Origin of the sequence: Enterococcus mundtii, from assembly GCF_003957375.1 — a bacterium.
Taxonomy (GTDB): Bacteria; Bacillota; Bacilli; order Lactobacillales; family Enterococcaceae; genus Enterococcus_B; species Enterococcus_B spodopteracolus.
In genome coordinates this window covers 852,882-873,558 of the sequence record NZ_CP025473.1, presented here as the reverse complement: position 1 = coordinate 873,558, position 20,677 = coordinate 852,882, and the positions used below count along the sequence as shown (strand labels likewise).

The window sequence follows — 20,677 nt, the reverse complement described above, 5'->3', positions numbered from 1 at the left end:
TACCATGATAAGATATTGAACACTATGCAGTGTAATCGAAAACGTCTCGTAGAAAATAAAATATTTTTTACGAGACGTTTTTATGAATGATTTTATACAGAAATTTAGATTAACGTTCTTTTAGTAAGATACGAAAATCTTTATAGCTAGCAATAATTGATCGATGTATAAAAGCAAGATATACAATATAAATAACGACGTATACAACCATGCTTGTAAAAGATGCATTGAATAGTACGTTACTTAAAATAAATAGCACAGTTAATAATGTTTCAATAACATGCTTCCAACCTATTGTTAATCGCAAATCTTTGTATAAGAAAAATTCAGCCAGATTACAACGTAGGGACAAACTAATCAAAATGAGTAAAACAGTCAAATCTAAATTTCCAACAATGAAAATCACAAACAAAGACGCAAGTAATGTTACTCCTAACGTAATGATATTAACAAATAAAATCGTTTTTTCTTTTCTCAAAGTTTTTAGATACGTATTGATTAGTAATGACATTCTTCCTTCATAAATGACAATTGGGAATAAAATCCCCATAAACCTTAGACTTTCTGCATATTCAGGTAACCATAAACTTAAAATGATTTTTGCAGGAATATAAAATATTAATAATCCATACGTTAATGGGACAAACAATCCTCTAAGAATTCGAAACAATTCAGGCAATCTCTCTTTATTCGTCCTTCTTAATAAAGGAAACATCACAATGCCAATGGCATTGATGAACGTCAAAAACATATTTGAAAGGCTTAGTGTGAATGATAACTTACCAAATGTTTCGATTGTCCATTTTTGTTGCACAAAAAAACGGATTGTTCCAATAATCAGCATACTTGCAATATTACTAATCATCAATTTGCTGCCAATATTGATATTATCTAGTATTTCTGGGAATAAAACTCGCAAATTGATTAGTTTGACATTTAACATATCTTTAATCAAAGACATTCCCCATAATGTTACCAACAATTTAGAAAGGATATCTAATAAAATCAACCAGAAGAAATTTCTACCACCTAAAGAAAAGTAAATAGCAATAAATAAAACATATAGATATCGATCATTTCTTGAAAGTTGTGCATACTCTTTGATTCGATTCGTCGATTGGAAAATATATAAAACAAATGTTTTGATAATTGTCACAACTGACACTATTGCTGTTAAGATGAGTATGACTGATTGCTCAGAATGAGGAAGAAACAACCAGGCCCATATAGCTACAAAAAAAGATAAGAATAGTTCAAAGATCATTAGATACCAAAACTGTGTACCCAAATCTCGTTTATTCAACTGATCATATTCTTCTCCGCCAATTTTTAAGTAGATGCCATCAATCCAACCAAAATGTAGAAAACCTACATAAGACGAATAAAAAACATAAAGTTGCCAATAGCTATATTCAGTAACACCTAAAAGTTTTGGCACAAATAGATTTAATAGCACTGATATTCCTAAAGTAGCAAAATTTGCAGCTACAGTATAGTATAAATTTTTCATTACGTTTCTTGCTTTATCATTCATCATTAATACCTACTTTGTCATACTATTTAATAAAACCATCTTATATATAGTGCTTGTGCCTCTATATTTCTTCCAAATTAACCTTAGTAGTATTTAAGCTAAGCTATTAAATACTATTAATTAAAGAATATCGTATTGTATGGTACATATGAATTATATGCTCCAGAAACAATAAAAATCAAAATAAATATACAGAAGCTGAACAAAATAAAAGTTATCAAGAATAGAAATTTATTTTTAAAAAGTTTCTCCAGTACAATGGGTACGATAAAAATTTCTACTGTTGAAAATATTGTACTGATTCTTCCACCAATTGTTGCTAAAGGTCCAAAACACACTAACAGAATCGTCGATAAGCAATATAAAGACAATATTATATTAAAGTTTTCTGTAAAAACTGTATTATTGTTTTTTACGAAAATAGTTGCGCCAATCAATATGACTAATTGCATTATGAATACCGGATTAAAAATCCAACTACCTTGTGCATAGTACCCAGATAAATAACCATAGTAACGATCTGGAATCATAAACCTAAATAAATTTGGGAAAAAGAAAATGATTCCTACAAATGCGCTAGATGAAATCAGAAATATTTCTTTAGGGACGTTGATCTCTTTAACAATCTGTACGAAAAGATACGCAGGAATAATAAAAATAGAAACAATATGAAATAATGAACCTACTAACGAAAGTAGAATAATATTTCTTAAATTTCTTTTTTTGAACGCTGGTAAAGCCAATAAGAATATGATAGCCACAATAGAAGATCTTATTTGCCCCATATCACGTACTAGAAAAAATCTAGAGTAGTAATAGAGTAGTGCGATTGATGGAACTGGAAAATAATTATTAAGTGCATAAGCGAGCAATAGCATGCTTATTATAGAAAATAATAAGATAAAAGTTGAAAAATTCATTCCTAGCTCACGTACGATATAATTTAATAAAAGATATCCAGGTTCTGCATCAATACTACCATCGAATATTTTATCCCAATTAATTAACCTATCAAAAAAATTGTTATAGGAAGAAAAATCATATCCCGTAGAAAATCTAAAACCTGCTAAACACGTTAAAAATACGATACCAGCATAAAAAAATATTTTTTTTCTAGTAAAATATTCCAAAACTGACAATACCGCTAGCAGTGCGAATGTTCCTACATAAATGTACAATGCTGTTCTCCTTATATATAGATTATTTTAATGAGATTAGTTAAAGCTTTTGCAATCTCTAATTGTTCTCTATACCATTTTTTTGTCGTATTTTTCTTGAAACAAACAATTAAAATCTCATCTGGTTTAAACGACACAGGCTCAATAATATGATTTAAATTTGAATAAATATTTGTATTATCACGCTTGGAAATTTTATTTTTATCAATGGTATTATTTTCTTCTAAAATCAAGAATTTATTTTCAGATGTGCCATTCAATAGTGAATTGATAATATTTAGTTTTTCTTCTACTGTTGATAAGTCTAAGGAATTGATATCAATCGCTTGAACATCATTTCCCAGTGTGAATTTTTGCGTGATAACTTTGGTTCTGTACTCTTTCCAACTTACTAAAAGAGTTCCTAGCCCCAATGTAATAACTATCATTACTAATACTAACAAAATGATTTTTTTTGTACTGATTCCTTCACTCACTTGTGCTGGCAATGTTTTATTAAATTGGATATCTTTGTTGATATAATAGAACGTTTTATTATCAAAAAATGGTAACTCATTATTAGTCATTTCCTTTTGCAATAATTCAGATATTTGTTTTTGTTCTTGCTCTGGGACATCATCTGTAAACTGAACATCAATCGTATTTTGGATATCATTGTATCCTACACTTAGTTTTTCAAGTGTCTCATCTGAAAATTGATTTTTTTCCTGTAAACTAGTTAAAAATACTTGTTTTACAGCCCCTGAAGCAGTCATGATGTTACCTTGACTATTTTCTAAAATAAATGAGAATAGTGGACGATTTATTTGATTATTATTTTCAATCTTACTTTGAGAATAATTTGAATAGAAGAATAACCCACCTACAAGAAGTAAACTTACTATAAATGAAACAACATATACTTTTAAATGATCTCTAAAAAAAGAATATATATCTTTAGGCGACAGACTATTATTGGACATGTATTTTCCTCCATTTATTACCGGTATTTTTTATTCACTCTGCTTTTTGTAAAGTATAAGATATCAGCTAGAAAAGAATGCAAAACTGTATAAGAGTTCCAAGATGTCAATACAGCCATTGGTTTATCTTCTTCGATAATCTTTAATCTTGTTTCTAGTTCCTTTAATAAAGCTTTCAATGTTTTTATTTTATACTCTCTATTTGGCACATCAACTCGTTGAACAAAATTCAAATTTGATTCTGTTAGAATTTTTAATAACTCCAGTTTTCCTAACCGTATATTTTTCTTAGTTTCTGCAGTTTTTTCTGTTTCTTCATTTTCAATCTGCATGGCACTACTTCCATGTTTTCGCCATAATCCTGTTTTTTCATCTAGTAGATACAACTTGTCTGTTAAAACACCTGTAGACCACATCGCCATATCATGAACTGGATAAAGTGATGTTTCGAGGAACTCATCGAAAGTCGGAATAAAGTCTTTTTGAAAAGCATAAACCCATCCTGGTCGATTTAAAAATACATTTTTTTTAGAAAAATAAATATGATCATTTGGTTGTTTTGTCGGTATCTTTCTCTTTTCACATGGATAAGAGACACCATTTTCTTCAAGTAGCTCATCATAATTAGAAACTAGTACTTTTATATTTTCCGGGTCGGACATTATCTTTTCAGACATATGTTTGATTTTGTGCGGGTACCAAATATCATCCTGGTCACTAAAAAAAATCACATCCCCTTTGCTTGGTGAATCAAGCGGATGAAATTTTCTCTCCAACCGATATTTACCTCATTGATCAACAACTGCCATTCAGATAATTGGTTTTCTTCTATAAAATTAGTTACGATCTCAACCGTGCGATCGGTTGAACCATCATCACATAATAATACTTCATCAGGCATACGTTCTTGATTTTTGATTGATTCTAATTGTTCAATGATATTTTTTTCACCATTATAAGTCGGCATAATCACTGAAACTGTAAAAGATTTATCTCTCATATTTACATTACCTACTTTTCTTTCTTATGTCTTTTTATTTTATAGTGATCTCCTTTTTGCTTTTCTAAAGGTGGCAATTGCATGTAATCTCCATATAAACTCTCTAAATAAACTTTGTAATTTTTTGGAATCGATAACTTCGCGTCTTCAAACTCTACATAGATAGCTTCAGAAAAAGTACTAGATGGTAAGAATTCTCTCACTCCATAAATAGTTGATACACTTACTCCTTTTAAACTAGAATCAATCTGTCGCTCATTCGTAATTTTAGCGAGTTGATCCATCTTCCTAGCAAAGTGATTCGCACCCTTACGTTTAGCATACTTAGCAATCATTTTTTTGATAAAAATAAATTTTTCTTCTGGTTTAAACTTTTTCTTACTCTCTGCACCTCTAAAAACATCTAATAACTTCATTCTTTTTACTAAAAATTTTTGGCTAAAAGTTTTTTCTGGTACAGAATCAATCGGAAAAATATCTAAAAATAATCCATGCTGAGCAACTCGATAATCATCATCGATATACGTTCGTGTATCGTTTATTTTTGTAAAAGCATATTCCCATTTATTATCGATTTCTAAAGCTTTTAATTCTAGAAAATCTGGCAATTTATGTGCTAAGCTGATAAGTTTATTGTAATCTTTTCTTGGCATAATGATGTCTGCATCATCATCCCATGGAATAAAGCCTTTATGTCTAATGGCCCCTAGTAAGGTTCCTCCAGCTAAAAAATATGTCATATCGTGTTCTTGACAAAACTGATCAAAAAATTTTAATAAATCTAGCAAACCTTCATGGATTTCTTTTGTACTTAAATAATCAGACATTGTTTACTCCCTCTAATAAACCTTATATACCTTTAACATTTGTTGTAATGTGTGGCTAACATCATATTTCATTAATTCTTGTGTTATTTCATTATTCCAAGGCTGACTTAAAATTGCTTCACACCAAGTTGCCTTAGCTTCATCAAGACCAATAAAAGTAACGTTTGGAGTCAATTTCGTGTCTGGAGAAATCGTACTCGATAATACGAGTTTTTTTCTACTTGCCTGAGCCTCTAAGCCGACCATTGGAAGACCTTCGTACAAAGATGTCATACAAAATACATCCATAACTTGAAACAACTCTGGAATGTCATTTCTTTCACCTAGCAAGTACACATTTTTTGATAGGCTCAATTCAGTTATTTGTTTCTCTAAACTTTTTTGCAACGAACCCGCTCCAACAATCAACAATTTTGCGTCTGGTTTCTTTTGTAATAGTTCGCTAACGATATCAATGAGATAGGTTTGATTTTTTTGCTTTTCGAGACGTCCAATATTCCCGATAACAAAATCATTTTTGGAAAGTCCCAGCTCCGCTCTTTTCTCCGCACGTACAGCTTCATCCGTCTTATACAATGATAAATCAATACCATTATGAATAATCTCATAAGGATGACCTTGAAATAAGCTATCTCCAGCTTCTTTACTAACAGCTAAAAAATCAGTTGCTTCTTTAATAAGTAAATGATGTAAATATTTCCTTAGTAAATTCATTAAAAAATTAGACGATTTCCCGTCACTAGTGGCATGACTATGTGCTATTCGTTGTGTTATTCCTCGTTTTCTAGCTAATAACAGGTTGATTCCTCCGCCAAAATACACTTCATTATGAACGATATCGAAATGCTGTTCTGCTAAAAGTTTTCTAACCTCAAACCAATACTTTATGATGTTTTTTTTTGGATTAGTCACTACAAATATTCTTCCACCCAGTTTTTTTATCTCTTCATGATAATCTGTCACATGTGCAAAATCATCATAAATCAAAAAATCGAACTGTACTTTACGACGGTCGATTCTTCTATATAGATTCATCATGAAGGATTCGGCTCCACCTTTGCCCATTCTCCCCTGAAAATGTAACACTCTTTTCACTTTGTTCACTTGATCACCTATTTTTCTATATTTAATACTCTATAACGGTTAAAAGTAACGAATTTTTATGAGATACTCTCTGATAAGATATCCAAAGTATTCTTAAATCCATCTTTTGCATCAAAAAATGCTTTCCATCCTAAAGCACTCAGCTTTTCGCTATTCAAGCTAGAGTTATTCATAGGATTGAATTGTTTTGCTTCACCTGCAGTAGGCAAATCAAACTCCAAATCAACATTTCCAATTTCCGCAATCGTTTTAGCCATCTCTGCAATACTGATAATTGAACATGGATTAGATATATTGTAGGCTTCTCCAGGATTTCCTTTAACAAGTGCATATAGCATGGCAGTAGCACAATCCAGACTATAAGTATAGGACCTTATTTGTCTACCTGTGCTTTTCATAATAATTTTTTTACCTTTTAAAGCATCTAAAACAAATGCTGAGGAAACACGTTTATCTTCTTGTTTTGCTGAAGGACCATAAATATGTCCTGGACGAACAATTACACTCTTGACTGAGTATTCTTTTAAATAACTAACACATAATGTTTCAGCTGCACGTTTCCCCATAGAATAAGAAGAGCGTGGATTCAATAAATCAATATAACCATAATCAGATTCAAGTAAAGGTCTATCTGTACTAAATTCTCCATAGACTTCACTTGATGATACATATAACAGTCTATCAACTTGTTCTTTCTTTGAAAATTCCAATAATGAATTTAGCCCAAAAATATTGCCTTGCATTGTCTCTACAGGTTTTTCTGAATAAAGTTCAGGACTCGCATGGCTCGCTCCATGAATAATATAATCTACCTTATTAGTAAAAGTGAACTCTTTCGTCGCATCATACAATACTGGTACAATACATTTACTTGCCGAATAAGTAGAAAAACGTGTGTTTAATCTTTCGATATTCCTTCCAAGAGTGTATACTGTCATCTGCAAATCAAGTTCTTGATTAGCGATAATCAATAAATCGACCACCGCAGAACAAATCAATCCGCTTGCTCCTGTGATCATGACAGATTTGTCTTTGAATTTTTGAAATATATCAGTAGTTTCTTGAACACACATTTTTAGATTTGAAAGATAAGTTTCGTTTTCTAATAGATTCATTTTCTTACCTTCCTTACTTGATCCAGTCATCATTTGTTGAATTCAATAATGCTTTAAAAATTTCTAAATCTTCTAGAGTAGTGATTTTTAAATTTTTCTCTGATCCAGGTGAAAAGTAAGATTTTTTTCCTAAAACTTGCATCAACTGACATGAAGCTGCCATATCATTAATTCCTTTTTCTTCTGCTAATTGGTAGGTTTCGATAATTTCACCCAATTGATACGTGTGCGGTGTTTGTGTACGAACTAAAAGATCTCGATTCAATGAATTTACTGAACTTGTCTCTCCTTTTTCTTCTAATGTGAAAACAACTTCTGTACAAGGAATAACTGCTACAGCATTTCCATTTTCTTTATAAACTGCAATACTCTCACTGATGATTTTTTCACTGACCATAGGTCGATTACCATCATGGATCAATACAACATCATCTTTTGCTCTTTTTTTGTAGATTTCTTTCAATCCATTATAAATTGATTCTTGTCCAGAATTACCACCTTCAACAATATACTTTAGTTTTGTGATATTGAATTGCTTAGCATAAGCAGTCAGCATTTCTTCCCAACCTTTTAAAATAACCACACAAATTTCATCAATCTCTGGATGTTCTTCAAAAGCTTTCAGTGTATAAACTAGGATTGGAATATTATTCACATGGATGAATTGCTTTGGAATATCTTGTCCTGTTCTAGTTCCAGTACCTGAAGCAGTTAATAAAGCAATATTCATAAAATGTTTTTCTCCTTTTCGTGATCTTAACTAACTGTAAGAACTTAATATTTTCTTTTTAATAAAGCGATTAATCGCGGGCTAATTCGCTGGAACTTATTTGCAAAAATAATAGTATGATAAGCGATTGTACTCGGTAGGTTGAAATAAAACTTTGTCAATTTTTTAATGATCGAATCAGTACACGCAATCGAGCGCGCTTCTCTTATTACATCACTATTTAAAATTTCTTTTATTGCATGTCTCTTTTCGATATTAGTTAACTGATACGTTTCAGCAATCGATAAAAGAACTGACGTTGTTCCTTTTAATAAAAGGGAAGCCATTCCTGCTTTATTATTATTATTTGTCACTTCATTTGCTCGTAAATAAAAGTCTTCAAATGTTTGAAACTTATTTTTATTATATTTATTTGTTATTCCTTTGCCACCTTGAAATTCATAGGTATAAACAATACTAGGATTCATTAGGACCTCATCACAGTATTCAAAATAATCTAAATTAAAAATTCGATCTTCACAACTACTATAATTTTTGAATCGAACACTATATTTATCTAACAAATCTTTACGGTAGCATTTATTCCAAACAACATACATCAGCTGCTGATTCATCAATGTGTACATGTCCTGCAAAAATTCTTCTCGCTTCGTATATCGATGTTCGGTGACCTGATTTATCTTTTCAGAGATTACTTTTTCATCATCAATAGTTCGAAATATGAAGGAACTCACAATCAAATCAGCATTCGGTTGTTTTTTCAAAAGTTGTTCATATTCTTTTAATACTGCTCGATTCGGAGTGTCATCTGCATCGAAAAAGAGGATATATTCCCCCTCGCACGATTGAGCCCCTCATTACGTGCAAATCCTGGTCCTTTGTTTTTAGTTGTCACCCATTGAAATTTAGGATTTTTGTCGACTAATTGACGGATCAACTGTTCTGTTTTATCCGTAGAGCCATCATTCACTAATATCACTTCATAATCATTAAATTCTAACGATTGCAATCTATTAATCGAACGCTCGATCGTATCTTCGGCATTATAGACAGGAACGATAATACTGAAAATCGGTTTTTTCATTTTTCAGCTCCTCCAACTCAACTATAAATTTTTTCTTGGGGAAAATCTATTTCTTTTAATGAGCTGGCATTTTCATCCTCTTCTAACCCTTGGGAAGACATTTTATCAAAAAGGATCTTGATCGTTTGCAATAAGATCTTTAGATCCATCATTAACGAATATTTTTTGATATACAACAAATCAAAGCGTAACTTGCTGTTATAGTCAGAAACATATTTCCCATAAACTTGGGCATAGCCGGTGATGCCTGCACGGACATTATGTCTCAAATAATAATAAGGATTTTCTGCATTGAATTGATCCACAAAGAAAGGTCTTTCTGGGCGTGGACCGACGATCGACATATCGCCTTTTAATACATTAAAAATCTGTGGCAATTCATCAAAACGTACAGCACGGATGAATTTACCGACTGGTGTCACTCGCGCATCATTACTTTTCGCTAAGACAGGTCCTGATTTCGCTTCCGCTGTCGCTGTCATTGATCGGAATTTATAGATTGAAAATTCTTTTTGATTTTTAGTGATACGGACTTGTTTATAGATCACTGGTCCTGGTGAAGTCACTTTGACTAGTATTGCTGTAAGCAACATGAAAGGTGATGCAAGGATCAGTAAGATAAAGGAGATGATAATATCGAATAAGCGTTTGAACAATTCATCTTCTGGTTGTATCTTGAAACCAGATGCTTCAATGATACTTTCATCTTCAAAGTTCATAATGTTGGGATTGATCATTGTTAAGTTTTCAAAAGTCGTATTCAAGAATAATTTTTTTTCTTTCTTAGTGATCAATTGATAGATCTTGATTTTTTCATTTTCTTCAATATGTGATGACAAGTAGACGATATCGATCGTATCGATCATCTTCTTGATGTTCTCATAATAGTTATCGATAACGACCGCTTCAACTTTATGTTTATTATTTTTTTTGGATTGAAAATTTTGGATTGCTGGAGCAACATCTTTTTCAAGTCCAACAATCACTACTTTCTTGTCTCTACTGACTTTCAAATATAATTTGTAGACCAAGATACGGTATAAGCTTAGTAAAACTGTTCCTACTACCAAAGATAAAAGAATAACTGCCCGTGGAAAAGCAAACCATCGACCAGCGAAAGTTACCACCATTACGCCTAAAGACATCAATACTTGCCCTATTACAGTCACAAATATAATGTCACTGATCATTCGATTATAAAAGACGTATGCCCCTAATAAAATATTCAAGACGATAAAGATAATAGATATAAACACTGCAGAATGTTGAAAGGTCTCGAAATTCCGTGCGGGAATTTCTCCTTGAAATTTCAATAAGAAACTTATATATATCGCTGCATTGTAAACTAAGACATCCAGCATGATAATGAATATCCGACGAGCAGCATTCCATTCTCCATTTTTATTCATGTATACACTCCTAACCACAAAATAATACCTCTATCATCTTACCATAGCACACTTTAAAAACATAGTGAATAACCAAATTGTAACCTAAATTCAAAGTTTTTCGCGACAGATTTATATGCTTGATTCTGCTATAAAAATGAGTCATACAAAAATATACCTTAAGTAAAACTTGGATATTCTCCAAGTCTCTCCTAAGGTATATCAACTACTCGTTAATCTGGTCGTAATGAAAAATCGCCAATTCCTTGTTTTGTCAAATTGTCATTATAAAAAGGATCATGTGCGATATATTTAGGCCATTTATCTTGCATTTTTTTGATTTCACCCGCGAAGCGTTTCTGCTTTTCTGGCGTATCTTCGTACCCGCGAGATTTTGACTCAAAGTGATATAGTTCAACCTGATGAGCATACACATTGTTTCTGCCAAGTTCATAGACTTTAAGACATAGGTCTACATCGTTGAAGGCAACTTGTAATGTCTCATCGAAGCCACCCACCGCTTTGAAATCATCCGCTTTGACCATCATGCAAGCGGCGGTCACTGCTAAATAATCGACGTCGATCACTAATCGTCCGAAATAGCCACAATGTGTGCGGTCATAATTATTCAACGCGTGACCAGCGACGCCACCGATGCCAACGAGTACGCCCGCATGTTGCGTCGTATCATCTGGATAATAAAGCTTAGCGCCAACACAGCCGATCGAATCAAACTGAGCATATGAGACCATCGTTGTCATCCAATTTGGAGCAATCACTTCGGTATCATTGTTCAGGAATAAGTAATACTTTCCACTAGCTTTTTCAGCCGCAAGGTTATTGATGCGAGAATAGTTGAAGGGAATATCGATCAACTCTACAATGAAGCGTTCTTTCAGTTGTTCCTTGTAGGAATCAAAAAGATTTTGCATCTTCGGATCAGTACTGCCGTTATCAGCTACAATGATCTCGTAGTTAGGATAAGTCGTTTTTTCGATGATCGAATCAATACACATTTTCAAATCGTCATACCCATTTTTGGTTGGGATGATGACGCTGACTAGATCCTCTTGTAGGACATCATAATTGATCTCATAAAAACCTGAGATTCTCCCTGGGCGTACTTGCCCTTTGATATTCCTGCGAGCTAATGCATCCGTCAAAGCTTTCACACCAGAATCGTAAATATAACTTTTAGCTTCTCCACTACTAGCTGTAGATCCTGGAATCGTACGCCAGTGGTAAAGGACACGATCGATATGATAAATATGATCTGCTGGGATCTTTTCTGTAAAACGAAGAACTAGGTCATAATCTTGTGAACCTTCATAACCTTTTCGGAAGCCACCTAGTTCTTTGACGATACTTAATCGATAGACGCCTAAATGAGAGATATAGTTATTTCCCATCAAAGTATTAGGTGACCAGTCTGCTTTAAAATGAGGATCGAAGCGATTGCCATCTGCATCGATCTTATCTTCATCACTATAAATCAAATCAAGTTCAGGTCGATCATTCAAGACATTGACTACTTCAAACAATGCATTGACAGGAAGTTCGTCATCGTTATCAAGTAATGCCATGAATTCCCCTTCTGCGATCTCAAGTGCAGAGTTCGTGGCTAAACTGATATGTCCGTTTTCCTCACGAAAGACAACTTTGATCCGTGAGTCTTTTTGCTGATAACGTTCTAAACATTTATGGATTTTAGGATCGGTAGAGGCATCATCACTGATACACAATTCCCAATGGTCATATGTTTGAGCAATCACAGAATCGATACATTTTTCTAGCCATTTGATTTCTACGTTATAAACTGGCATCACGACAGAAATCAATGGACGATAGGCAAAGGCTTGCGCTTTTGTTTTTTGTGCTACAACGTCGATTTGTTCATGCTTAGCGATCCATTGTGCATAGTCGATCGAACCTGGTTTCAATTCCATTTTCACACGACGTACAGCCTTTTTTAGGCCATGCGTTCGAGCATAGTTCAAGCCTTTTTTTAACAATCGTTTTTTCTTTTCCAAACTCGACTCGATACCATCATCATAAGGATAGCGTCCATTCAATTTGACGGCTATTCCATTTTGATGATCTTTCGTTTGAAAATCTAAAATTGCTTTTCCCTTCATCTTTCCAGATAATCGAAGATTAAAACCACTTTGCGTTTTTACATCCAAATCATAGAGATGATTGATATCTAATCGCACGACTGGTGTATTTTTTGCTATAATATTTTCTTTTTCAACTTGGATCGTCGGAATTTCTTTCGTTACTTCATCGATTGCCCAACCAACGATCAATAAATCGCCGGTCGCCCGCTCACGAGTGATTTTATCGATAAATACAGCAATTTCTTTTTTTTGCACTGGTTTGGTACTCCTTTACCTAATAAGTTATTTATATTTCAACTAGCCAAGACTGCCCATTTTCTGCAATCAATTCGATCAAAAATGATTTTTCTTGTTCACACGCTATCTGGATCTCAAAACCAGCTTTTGTGTGGGGAGGAAGTTTTTCGGCTTCATTCACTTCGGCTCGCTCAATCTGCTGAACCTCGAAGAATGGTGATTGATCTACAGACAACTTATAAGATAAAGGTTTACGTTCCGCATTTGAAATTCCCCATCCAATGATTTTGAGTAATTTTGTTTCTGGATCCCAATTTTTTTCGTCGATACAAAGAGAAAGATCTTTGGCTTGGATTTTTTTTGCCGTTTCTTTTGGTCTCACCAATCGTCCTTTTGGCTTTATTGCCCAATTGTTAGGCTGCAACAAGTCAAAATATCGATCAGTCGTAGTCTTCAAGACTTTCGTCAACTCTTTATTCTCTATTTGTAAGTGCTGGTTTTCTTTTGTTAATCTCTCGTTTTCAGCAGATAGTTCTTTTTGAACAGCAGCCATGGGTTTGATTTCTCTAAGGACTTCAGCCATTGTTGCTGGTAATTCACCAATGAATCGATAATGGCAAGAGATTTTGATCGTTTCTCCACTTATATCGGTCAATTTTAGTCTTGGTGCTTCTGATCCATCAAAGATATAACAGTCTGTCGCTGTTTTGATGACCGCATTCGATGCGATAAAATCAAGCTTTACTCCGTCTACTTCAACACTGAACTCAAGGTAACTTGGTTGCTTTTCAAATTGAAAAATAAAACTTGCTGGTTCTTCTGTAAGTGGAAAAGTCAATACTTGGTTTTCTCCCGTATAATTATTGAACGGGATCTGTAATGTTTCTTCTTGCGTACTCTTTTTAATGATCTCCATCATTTTGACATAATTTGAATTTTGCGGTGAATTGACTTTAGCTTCTACATTTGGGTGTTTTTTCAATGAAAAGAAGTACTGATACACTTCGCCGAATGGGCGCATTTTGAAATCATAACGAACTGCTTCCGGTAAGTCAGTATAAGCTGACTTCAATTCAGTATCCCCTACTGCTAGATATAAATAATCTTCAATGTTGATGTGCAGATCAGCATTTGCAAATACTTTTTGAAAGCCTTCGTGGGTATAAAAAGAATTATGTGTTTCATCTAGTAGCCCAAACGAAGCCCACGGCAATTCGTTATTAAAGAGGTGGATCAATACAGAGTTATGCACGAGATTAGGAAAAGTAATCAAAATCTCGCCTTCTTCATTTAGAAACTCTCTGACTTTTTTTAATGTCTTCAAAGGATCCACTAAATGTTCTAAGACATCTGCAAATAATATATAATCAAACGTTTGACCAGCATAATATTTTGCCCATTCAAAACTTTCAATATCGCCATAAAAACCATCTTGTGCAATTTCATTGACGTAATCAAATAGCTCTTTGTCCAGTTCAACGATGCTTACTTCACAGTTTTTTGCACCGATCAAATGTTTCGTCATGCGTCCATTGCCTGGACCAAATTCCAAGACTTTACTTCCCGGTTTGATTTGTCCGACAATCTTACCTACGCTACTTTGTTCATCTAAATCCATCTCGAAATCATATTTCATTGTTTTGATCTCCTTCTTTCCACTGGTGATCTAAGACCACGATCCCTTCACCAATATAAGAACCCGTCACAAATAAGTTCATATATTTCGTTTTATAAACTAATGGAACAGTGGCATTTTCTTCAAAAACCGCCACATCGAAATAGTATTCGCCAGCAAGTAAGCCTAACTTCTTATACTTGAGATAAAAAACGTTTTTTCCTTTTTCCCAAGGAATCGTGATATTGTCTAGTAAGGTATTCAAGCCACAGACATAGAAATTATCGACCGTTCGCAGGGCAATCCCTAATACAGGTTTTTTGATGGTATCATCTTTCACTTCATAGGTAACCTTGATATAAAGATCTTCCCCTTGTTCTAACATATCGATTGGTTGCTTGTTTTCATCTAGTAACTCAGCACTTAGCACATCGACGATATCTGGGGCAGCAAAACGCTCCACTTGATTTTTGTTACGATCCACTGTTTTTACTGATTTTTTCTTTAAGAAGTTTTCGTAATTGGTTGTCACATCCATCGTATCACCAAATTCTACAACTTCACCATTTTTTAGCCAGTAAGAACGGTCGCAGAAACGACGGATCGAGCTGATATCATGGGAAACAAATAAAATCGTCTTCCCAGAATTTTTGATTTCCGTAAATTTTTCCATACATTTCAATTGGAACTCCAAGTCACCTACTGCGAGTGCCTCATCAACGATCAGAATATCTGGATTGACATTGATCGCTACCGCAAAAGCTAAGCGTACGAACATCCCACTTGAATAAGTTTTAACTGGTTGATAAACGTGGTCTCCGATATCTGCGAAATCAATGATGTCATCCACCATCGCATCGACTTCTTCACGTGAAAAGCCAAGAACCATTCCATTTAAATAAATATTTTCATACCCAGAATATTCTGGATTAAAACCTGAACCCAATTCAAGTAAGGCAGAAATCTTTCCTTCGATCTCCATGGTTCCACTTGTTGGAGTCAAAACGCCTGTAATGATTTTGAGCATCGTTGATTTACCAGAACCATTTTCACCGACAAAACCGATCATTTCACCTTTTTTGATCTCTACATCAATATTTTTCAATGCATAGAACACATCATGATACGATTTCTTGAAAGGATTCAAAGCTTCTCTAAAACGATCCGTCGGTTTCGCATACATATTGTATGATTTAGTGATGTTGTTTAATTTAATTGCGTATTCTGTCATAACTATACTCCTTACAGCACATCTGAAAAATGTGGTTTCAATCTACGGAACACTAAGGAACCGATTACGAACATGATTAATGTAACTACCCAAAAATAGATTGTATAAGCACCATGTTCCCAGAACCAAGCTTGACTTAAGAATGATTCACGGTAACCTTGAACAACATAATACAATGGGTTTAATTTTAGAATCTTTATGATTGCTGGATTAAATTGACTAGGACTCCAAAGAATCGGTAATGTCCACATAATCAGCTGCAGCAAAATCGTGATAAATTGCATGATATCAGGTATAAAAGGTTGAATCGATGCGGTCAACCACGTCAATCCGGTCAAAAAGGCAACCATACAAAATAGATAATAAATCAATTGTAAAGACATGACCGTTGGAAAAATACCATGGCCCATTGTTACGACTAAACCAATCAAAATAAAGAACATATGTGAGTACAAGTTTGAAAGGATTTTAGTTGTTGGTAAGATACGGATATTGAATACCACTTTTTTCACTAAATAGGTGTATTCTCGGAAAACAAGTGTTGTAGAGGTAAACGCATCTGAGAAAAAGAACCATGGGACCATCCCTGTGATCAAATAGACGATAAACGGATACTTCCCATCAGTCATCGCCGCTTTCAAGCCGAAGCCAAAGACTAACCAGTAAATGAGAACCGTAAACACGGGATTGATGAACGCCCATAAAATCCCTAAAAATGAACCCGCAAAACGCGATTTAAAATCATTTAACGAGAATTGAAGTAATAGCTTTCGATTTTGATAGATATCCTTCATAAATAAAAACAAATCTTTCAACATTTGTGTTCCTCCAAGCAGTTTCAATTAATTACAGTCAACAGCCATTTTACCACATATTAAGCTAAGGACTGCGATATTCGTTGTTTCTTAATTTTCTATTAAGCAAACTTTTTATCAACGTTACTATTTTACAAAAGATGATACTTAATTGCAATGAAGCAAAAAACGTGGGTCTGCCAAAAAAGGCTTACCCACGTTTTTATTTTTTTTATTGAGGTTGGAACATAAGTGTTTAGCCTTATTTCCGAAGCGCTTGCTCTTGTTCCTGCTCCAATCATTTATTCGATTATAAGGTGACAGACAAAAGTGACTATTACTATTGTTTCCCACCCCTTATTTTCAAATTTAGTGATAGCGTGCAACTCTTGAAGTTGACAGTTGATCATCCTTTTGTATTTTCATTTTCTCACCTGGTGACTGATCATAACGATGACTTGCCATCGCTAACAACAAGTAACCAATAGGTATCCAAGGGAAAGAAGTCAATGTATCTTCCATAAACGATTGGATCATTACTGCCATGAATGCCCACAAGAATGTAAGTTGTCCATTCGAAAAATCAGCTTTCAGTGTTAGTCTTCCAACAAAAACAAGCAATAAAATTCCTACAATTGCGATTCCTATCAATCCATATAAATTCAAAATAGAGTTATAACTATTGTGATTACCTAAAACCTCATCCCCACGAAAATAAAGAAAAGGCTTCATTCCAACCAGTAGTTGCTTTGTACTCTCGGAAATCGTTTGATAAAATTTCAGCCATATGCCCTCTCTTCCAGTGAAGAGATTAATCTCTTCAGATGTGGCAGCTAAATAGGATATCGGTAGCGCTAGGCTAAAAATAGCTAAATAGCCGATAAAAGGTGCACGAATAAATTTAAAGAATCTTTTAGGCCAGATATCCAATAAAGCAAAAATGATGATCGCAATCAATGCCGAGCGTGATTGACATACCCAGATTCCTAAAAATGCAGCAAGGATCGCTGGTACTCCAAGAATCCGAATATACCAACGTTCAAATGAACTGGCGAAACCAGTGATCAGTAGTCCAAGCATCATCAACGAGCTACCGATCGTATTTGTATTGATCCAAATATCGGATAATTTATTATCTTGGTTCCATATACTTTGTCCTTCAGGTACTTGAATCTCTGTAAATACTCGATATACCGTCACAGCAAGGAAAAATGAGAAGACAAGCAAATAAATTCCCCGATCTACTTTGTCAAATTCGATCCACTTTACACTCAATCCAAGCAGAATCAAGATTGGGATCAACAGATTACCTGCCAAAGAACCTTCTCGTATTCCACTGAAATACGTATAGAAACAGAAGATTACAACTGCTGCCCCTAGATAAAAAAAGTCAAATCCTCTTGCTTTATAGATATTCAGTCCTGTTAAGACAAATACACCAAAAGTGACGAACTGTGCGCTATGTCCATATAAAAATAAAGTAGCTGGTGAGCCTATACCGATCGTCCAGACAGAAAAAAGAGCGATCAGCATCAGTAACAAGATCCCAGTACTCATTTTATTTATGAATTTTTCGACAAATGTTTGAATGGTTTCCACCTCCTCTTCCAAATAACACTTTTTAAAAACGGATCATTGGATCAGCGTTATCACGATGATTTCTAACTGATCCAATATCCCCTTTTTTTTGCACACATCTTCTTCAAACTACAAATTTTTTATTGACCAGTAGACTGTGTTTGCCAAGTAGCATAGTTTGGATACGCTACTTCATAGATCATGTGCCCATCGTCGTCTGGTCCATATAATTTAGTGAACTGCGCTTCATTACGCTGATTATAGTCATCTAATGGACGCTTGGTTACGACATATTTGATGCCTAACTTTTCAGCATCATCAAAATTCAAAGTCACTGAGAACATGTCTGGACGATCTAGCTTGAAGACTGTATCTTCTTTGGCAATAAAAGCTCTAGTATGGGCATAACGATTGTAGAAACGCTCATATTCCCCTTCTGGATCAATCAATTGCCATGCAGCTTTGTCTGGATAAAAGCGGACCGTATTGAATGCCTTCACCCCTAAAGCCGGTGTGAAATTATAGAGCTCATCTTCGGTTAACCATACTTGACCTGGATCCTGTTGATCGATTTTTTGAATTTCCTTGGCTAACGTTTTTTCAAAAATTGCACCTGTTCCTTGGACAACTGGATTCACAAAGAAACCAGAAGCAATGATCAATGCACTAAATGAAAGGTAGAAAAAGACGCGTTGTCGAAACAGTGCAAATGCTAAAAGGAGTGTCCCCAGAACAATCACACTAGTTAACTCAAAGCCAGAGAAATAGCCTTCCATCTTGGAACCTTGTAACGCATAGTAATAGATACCTGCATTAGTAATCAATAAGACGAATTTATACCACGTAGGGATGACATCGTGTTTCCAAATGTACGCGATAAACCAAATCGATAATAGAAAGGCAGCAAAGCTGAAAGTTAAGATCGCACGAAATGGTGGGACAAATGATAACAAGGTCAATTGAGCCATCGTTCTAGGTAAGCCAATGGTGATCCAAAAAATTGCGAAGAGACAAAAGAGCATTAAGATCCGACCAATAATTTTTTGATCGTCGTTTTTTTTTCCAAACAAGACAAATGGACTTGCTAAAAAGACAGTTGGGAAGAAATGGTAAAAGAGTGCTACTTCTGAGTTATTTGAGAAATTGATATCCTCGAATGGGATTTTCCAGTTCGTTAAGAAATAGAAGAATTCACTAAATTTCCATTTACCACCTGTACTTACTCGATTCCCAGGATACAACGTATTCAAAGAGGCGAGTAACGCATCTTTAGAAATTGACCAAAAATGCCACATGACAATACCAATAAACAACAACGCAGCAGTAATCAATACAGCGTCAAACCAATCCCAATGTATTTTTTTGCGGTAATAGATCAGTAAACCGACAAAATAAAAAACTAATAGATAGGCGAGCATCACTTGATGGGCCGGATAGATGACTAAGATAAATCCGAGACCGAATATGACCACTAATAACATCATCAATGCGCGCAGCCACTTTTTTTCATGGTGATAAAAATAATGATAAAAGGCGACCATTAAACCAATTGTAAAGAAAATCAAATCGCCAACGTGTTGCATGAACCACCATTGAACAGCTGGTGAGAAGGTCAATGCAAATGACCCAATCAACGAAAGTGGCTTGTTTCTTTTCGTTAAGATCATCAGGAGTTCAAATCCTAACAGGACCATGACTACCAATTTCATTGCCCAATAAAAGGATAATCCTCGATCCCTTCCTAAAAAGAAGAATCCCCAGTTAAATGGCTTACCGATAACAGTGATATCTTTCACTGGTGAATTGTAGGCAATAATCATATTTTGACCATTCAATGAATAATCTTCGTTGATGACCGGATACCCCGATTCTGCTTGAGAGAAATAAAAAGGTGTTTGGACCAGCCATTCATCTGAACGAACTTCTCGATTTTGACCAAAAATCACATCCGTCTTTTTCCCATCATCTCTTTGGGATACATAGTTATCCCAGCTACCGATCGAACTACCATTCAAGTTGAAGGTCACAACAATAACGATCACTAGTAAACCAATCACATAACGCAATTTCAATAGGATATCTAACAATGGATGCGTCAGTTCTGTTTCCGTTTGTCGTGGTTTATCTCGCCTTGCACTTCTTGTTTGTTTTTCCATAAAATTCTCCAATTTCTTCGTTGTTTC

The 20,677-nt window shown here is 34.4% G+C and carries 16 protein-coding genes and 1 pseudogene; all 17 read right to left on the bottom strand.

Annotated features, from left to right (window positions below; all coding sequences use genetic code 11):
* Positions 1-109: 109 nt before the first annotated feature.
* Complete coding sequence (locus CYK55_RS04475) at positions 110-1,534, bottom strand: lipopolysaccharide biosynthesis protein (protein WP_034688490.1); 1,425 nt, start codon at positions 1,532-1,534, stop codon at positions 110-112.
* Between the two features lie 116 nt (positions 1,535-1,650).
* Positions 1,651-2,712, bottom strand: a complete 1,062-nt coding sequence (locus CYK55_RS04470) for an EpsG family protein (protein WP_034688493.1) — start codon at positions 2,710-2,712, stop codon at positions 1,651-1,653.
* 11 nt (positions 2,713-2,723) lie between these two features.
* Positions 2,724-3,674, bottom strand: a complete 951-nt coding sequence (locus CYK55_RS04465) for a hypothetical protein (protein ID WP_034688495.1) — start codon at positions 3,672-3,674, stop codon at positions 2,724-2,726.
* Positions 3,675-3,691: 17 nt separating this feature from the next.
* On the bottom strand, positions 3,692-4,450 hold the full coding sequence (locus CYK55_RS04460) for a dTDP-rhamnosyl transferase rfbG (RefSeq protein ID WP_241234793.1): 759 nt from the start codon (positions 4,448-4,450) through the stop codon (positions 3,692-3,694).
* Positions 4,402-4,674, bottom strand: a complete 273-nt coding sequence (locus tag CYK55_RS13705) for a glycosyltransferase (RefSeq protein ID WP_241234792.1) — start codon at positions 4,672-4,674, stop codon at positions 4,402-4,404. The genes CYK55_RS04460 and CYK55_RS13705 overlap by 49 nt, the downstream gene beginning before the upstream one ends.
* Positions 4,675-4,685: 11 nt before the next feature.
* Positions 4,686-5,501, bottom strand: a complete 816-nt coding sequence (locus tag CYK55_RS04455; protein ID WP_034688499.1) for a LicD family protein — start codon at positions 5,499-5,501, stop codon at positions 4,686-4,688.
* A gap of 12 nt (positions 5,502-5,513) precedes the next feature.
* Positions 5,514-6,596 (bottom strand): glycosyltransferase, encoded by a 1,083-nt coding sequence (locus CYK55_RS04450; protein WP_164546257.1) that lies wholly within the window; start codon positions 6,594-6,596, stop codon positions 5,514-5,516.
* Positions 6,597-6,661: 65 nt separating this feature from the next.
* Entirely contained in the window at positions 6,662-7,720 is a 1,059-nt protein-coding gene (locus CYK55_RS04445; RefSeq protein ID WP_126134001.1) for an NAD-dependent epimerase/dehydratase family protein, read from the bottom strand.
* 13 nt (positions 7,721-7,733) lie between these two features.
* Positions 7,734-8,450, bottom strand: a complete 717-nt coding sequence (locus CYK55_RS04440) for an IspD/TarI family cytidylyltransferase (RefSeq protein WP_010735933.1) — start codon at positions 8,448-8,450, stop codon at positions 7,734-7,736.
* A gap of 44 nt (positions 8,451-8,494) precedes the next feature.
* Positions 8,495-9,534: pseudogene (locus CYK55_RS04435) on the bottom strand (glycosyltransferase family 2 protein).
* A gap of 17 nt (positions 9,535-9,551) precedes the next feature.
* Complete coding sequence (locus CYK55_RS04430) at positions 9,552-10,943, bottom strand: sugar transferase (RefSeq protein ID WP_034688507.1); 1,392 nt, start codon at positions 10,941-10,943, stop codon at positions 9,552-9,554.
* A 212-nt stretch (positions 10,944-11,155) separates the two neighbouring features.
* Positions 11,156-13,294 carry a glycosyltransferase family 2 protein gene (locus CYK55_RS04425; protein WP_126134000.1) on the bottom strand — a complete coding sequence of 713 codons (2,139 nt, stop codon included), beginning with the start codon at positions 13,292-13,294 and terminating at the stop codon, positions 11,156-11,158.
* Positions 13,295-13,325: 31 nt separating this feature from the next.
* A complete protein-coding gene (locus tag CYK55_RS04420; protein ID WP_126133999.1) occupies positions 13,326-14,912 on the bottom strand; it encodes a class I SAM-dependent methyltransferase in 1,587 nt (528 codons plus the stop codon).
* Positions 14,902-16,122: an ABC transporter ATP-binding protein gene (locus CYK55_RS04415; protein WP_034688514.1), complete on the bottom strand. Its 1,221-nt coding sequence runs from the start codon at positions 16,120-16,122 to the stop codon at positions 14,902-14,904. The genes CYK55_RS04420 and CYK55_RS04415 overlap by 11 nt, the downstream gene beginning before the upstream one ends.
* Before the next feature lie 11 nt (positions 16,123-16,133).
* On the bottom strand, positions 16,134-16,940 hold the full coding sequence (locus tag CYK55_RS04410) for an ABC transporter permease (protein WP_034688516.1): 807 nt from the start codon (positions 16,938-16,940) through the stop codon (positions 16,134-16,136).
* A gap of 345 nt (positions 16,941-17,285) precedes the next feature.
* Positions 17,286-18,515, bottom strand: coding sequence for an EpaQ family protein (locus CYK55_RS04405; protein ID WP_164546236.1), 1,230 nt, complete (start codon positions 18,513-18,515; stop codon positions 17,286-17,288).
* A 119-nt stretch (positions 18,516-18,634) separates the two neighbouring features.
* On the bottom strand, positions 18,635-20,650 hold the full coding sequence (locus tag CYK55_RS04400; RefSeq protein ID WP_126133998.1) for a DUF7657 domain-containing protein: 2,016 nt from the start codon (positions 20,648-20,650) through the stop codon (positions 18,635-18,637).
* Positions 20,651-20,677 lie beyond the last annotated feature (27 nt).

Coding starts and splice junctions, on each gene's coding strand:
- CYK55_RS04440 (WP_010735933.1), bottom strand. CDS start 8,450: ATGAATATTGCTTTATTAACTGCTTCAGGTACTGGAACTAGAACAGGA.
- CYK55_RS13705 (WP_241234792.1), bottom strand. CDS start 4,674: ATGAGAGATAAATCTTTTACAGTTTCAGTGATTATGCCGACTTATAAT.
- CYK55_RS04410 (WP_034688516.1), bottom strand. CDS start 16,940: ATGTTGAAAGATTTGTTTTTATTTATGAAGGATATCTATCAAAATCGA.
- CYK55_RS04465 (WP_034688495.1), bottom strand. CDS start 3,674: ATGTCCAATAATAGTCTGTCGCCTAAAGATATATATTCTTTTTTTAGA.
- CYK55_RS04420 (WP_126133999.1), bottom strand. CDS start 14,912: ATGAAATATGATTTCGAGATGGATTTAGATGAACAAAGTAGCGTAGGT.
- CYK55_RS04415 (WP_034688514.1), bottom strand. CDS start 16,122: ATGACAGAATACGCAATTAAATTAAACAACATCACTAAATCATACAAT.
- CYK55_RS04430 (WP_034688507.1), bottom strand. CDS start 10,943: ATGAATAAAAATGGAGAATGGAATGCTGCTCGTCGGATATTCATTATC.
- CYK55_RS04445 (WP_126134001.1), bottom strand. CDS start 7,720: ATGAATCTATTAGAAAACGAAACTTATCTTTCAAATCTAAAAATGTGT.
- CYK55_RS04400 (WP_126133998.1), bottom strand. CDS start 20,650: ATGGAAAAACAAACAAGAAGTGCAAGGCGAGATAAACCACGACAAACG.
- CYK55_RS04475 (WP_034688490.1), bottom strand. CDS start 1,534: ATGAATGATAAAGCAAGAAACGTAATGAAAAATTTATACTATACTGTA.
- CYK55_RS04455 (WP_034688499.1), bottom strand. CDS start 5,501: ATGTCTGATTATTTAAGTACAAAAGAAATCCATGAAGGTTTGCTAGAT.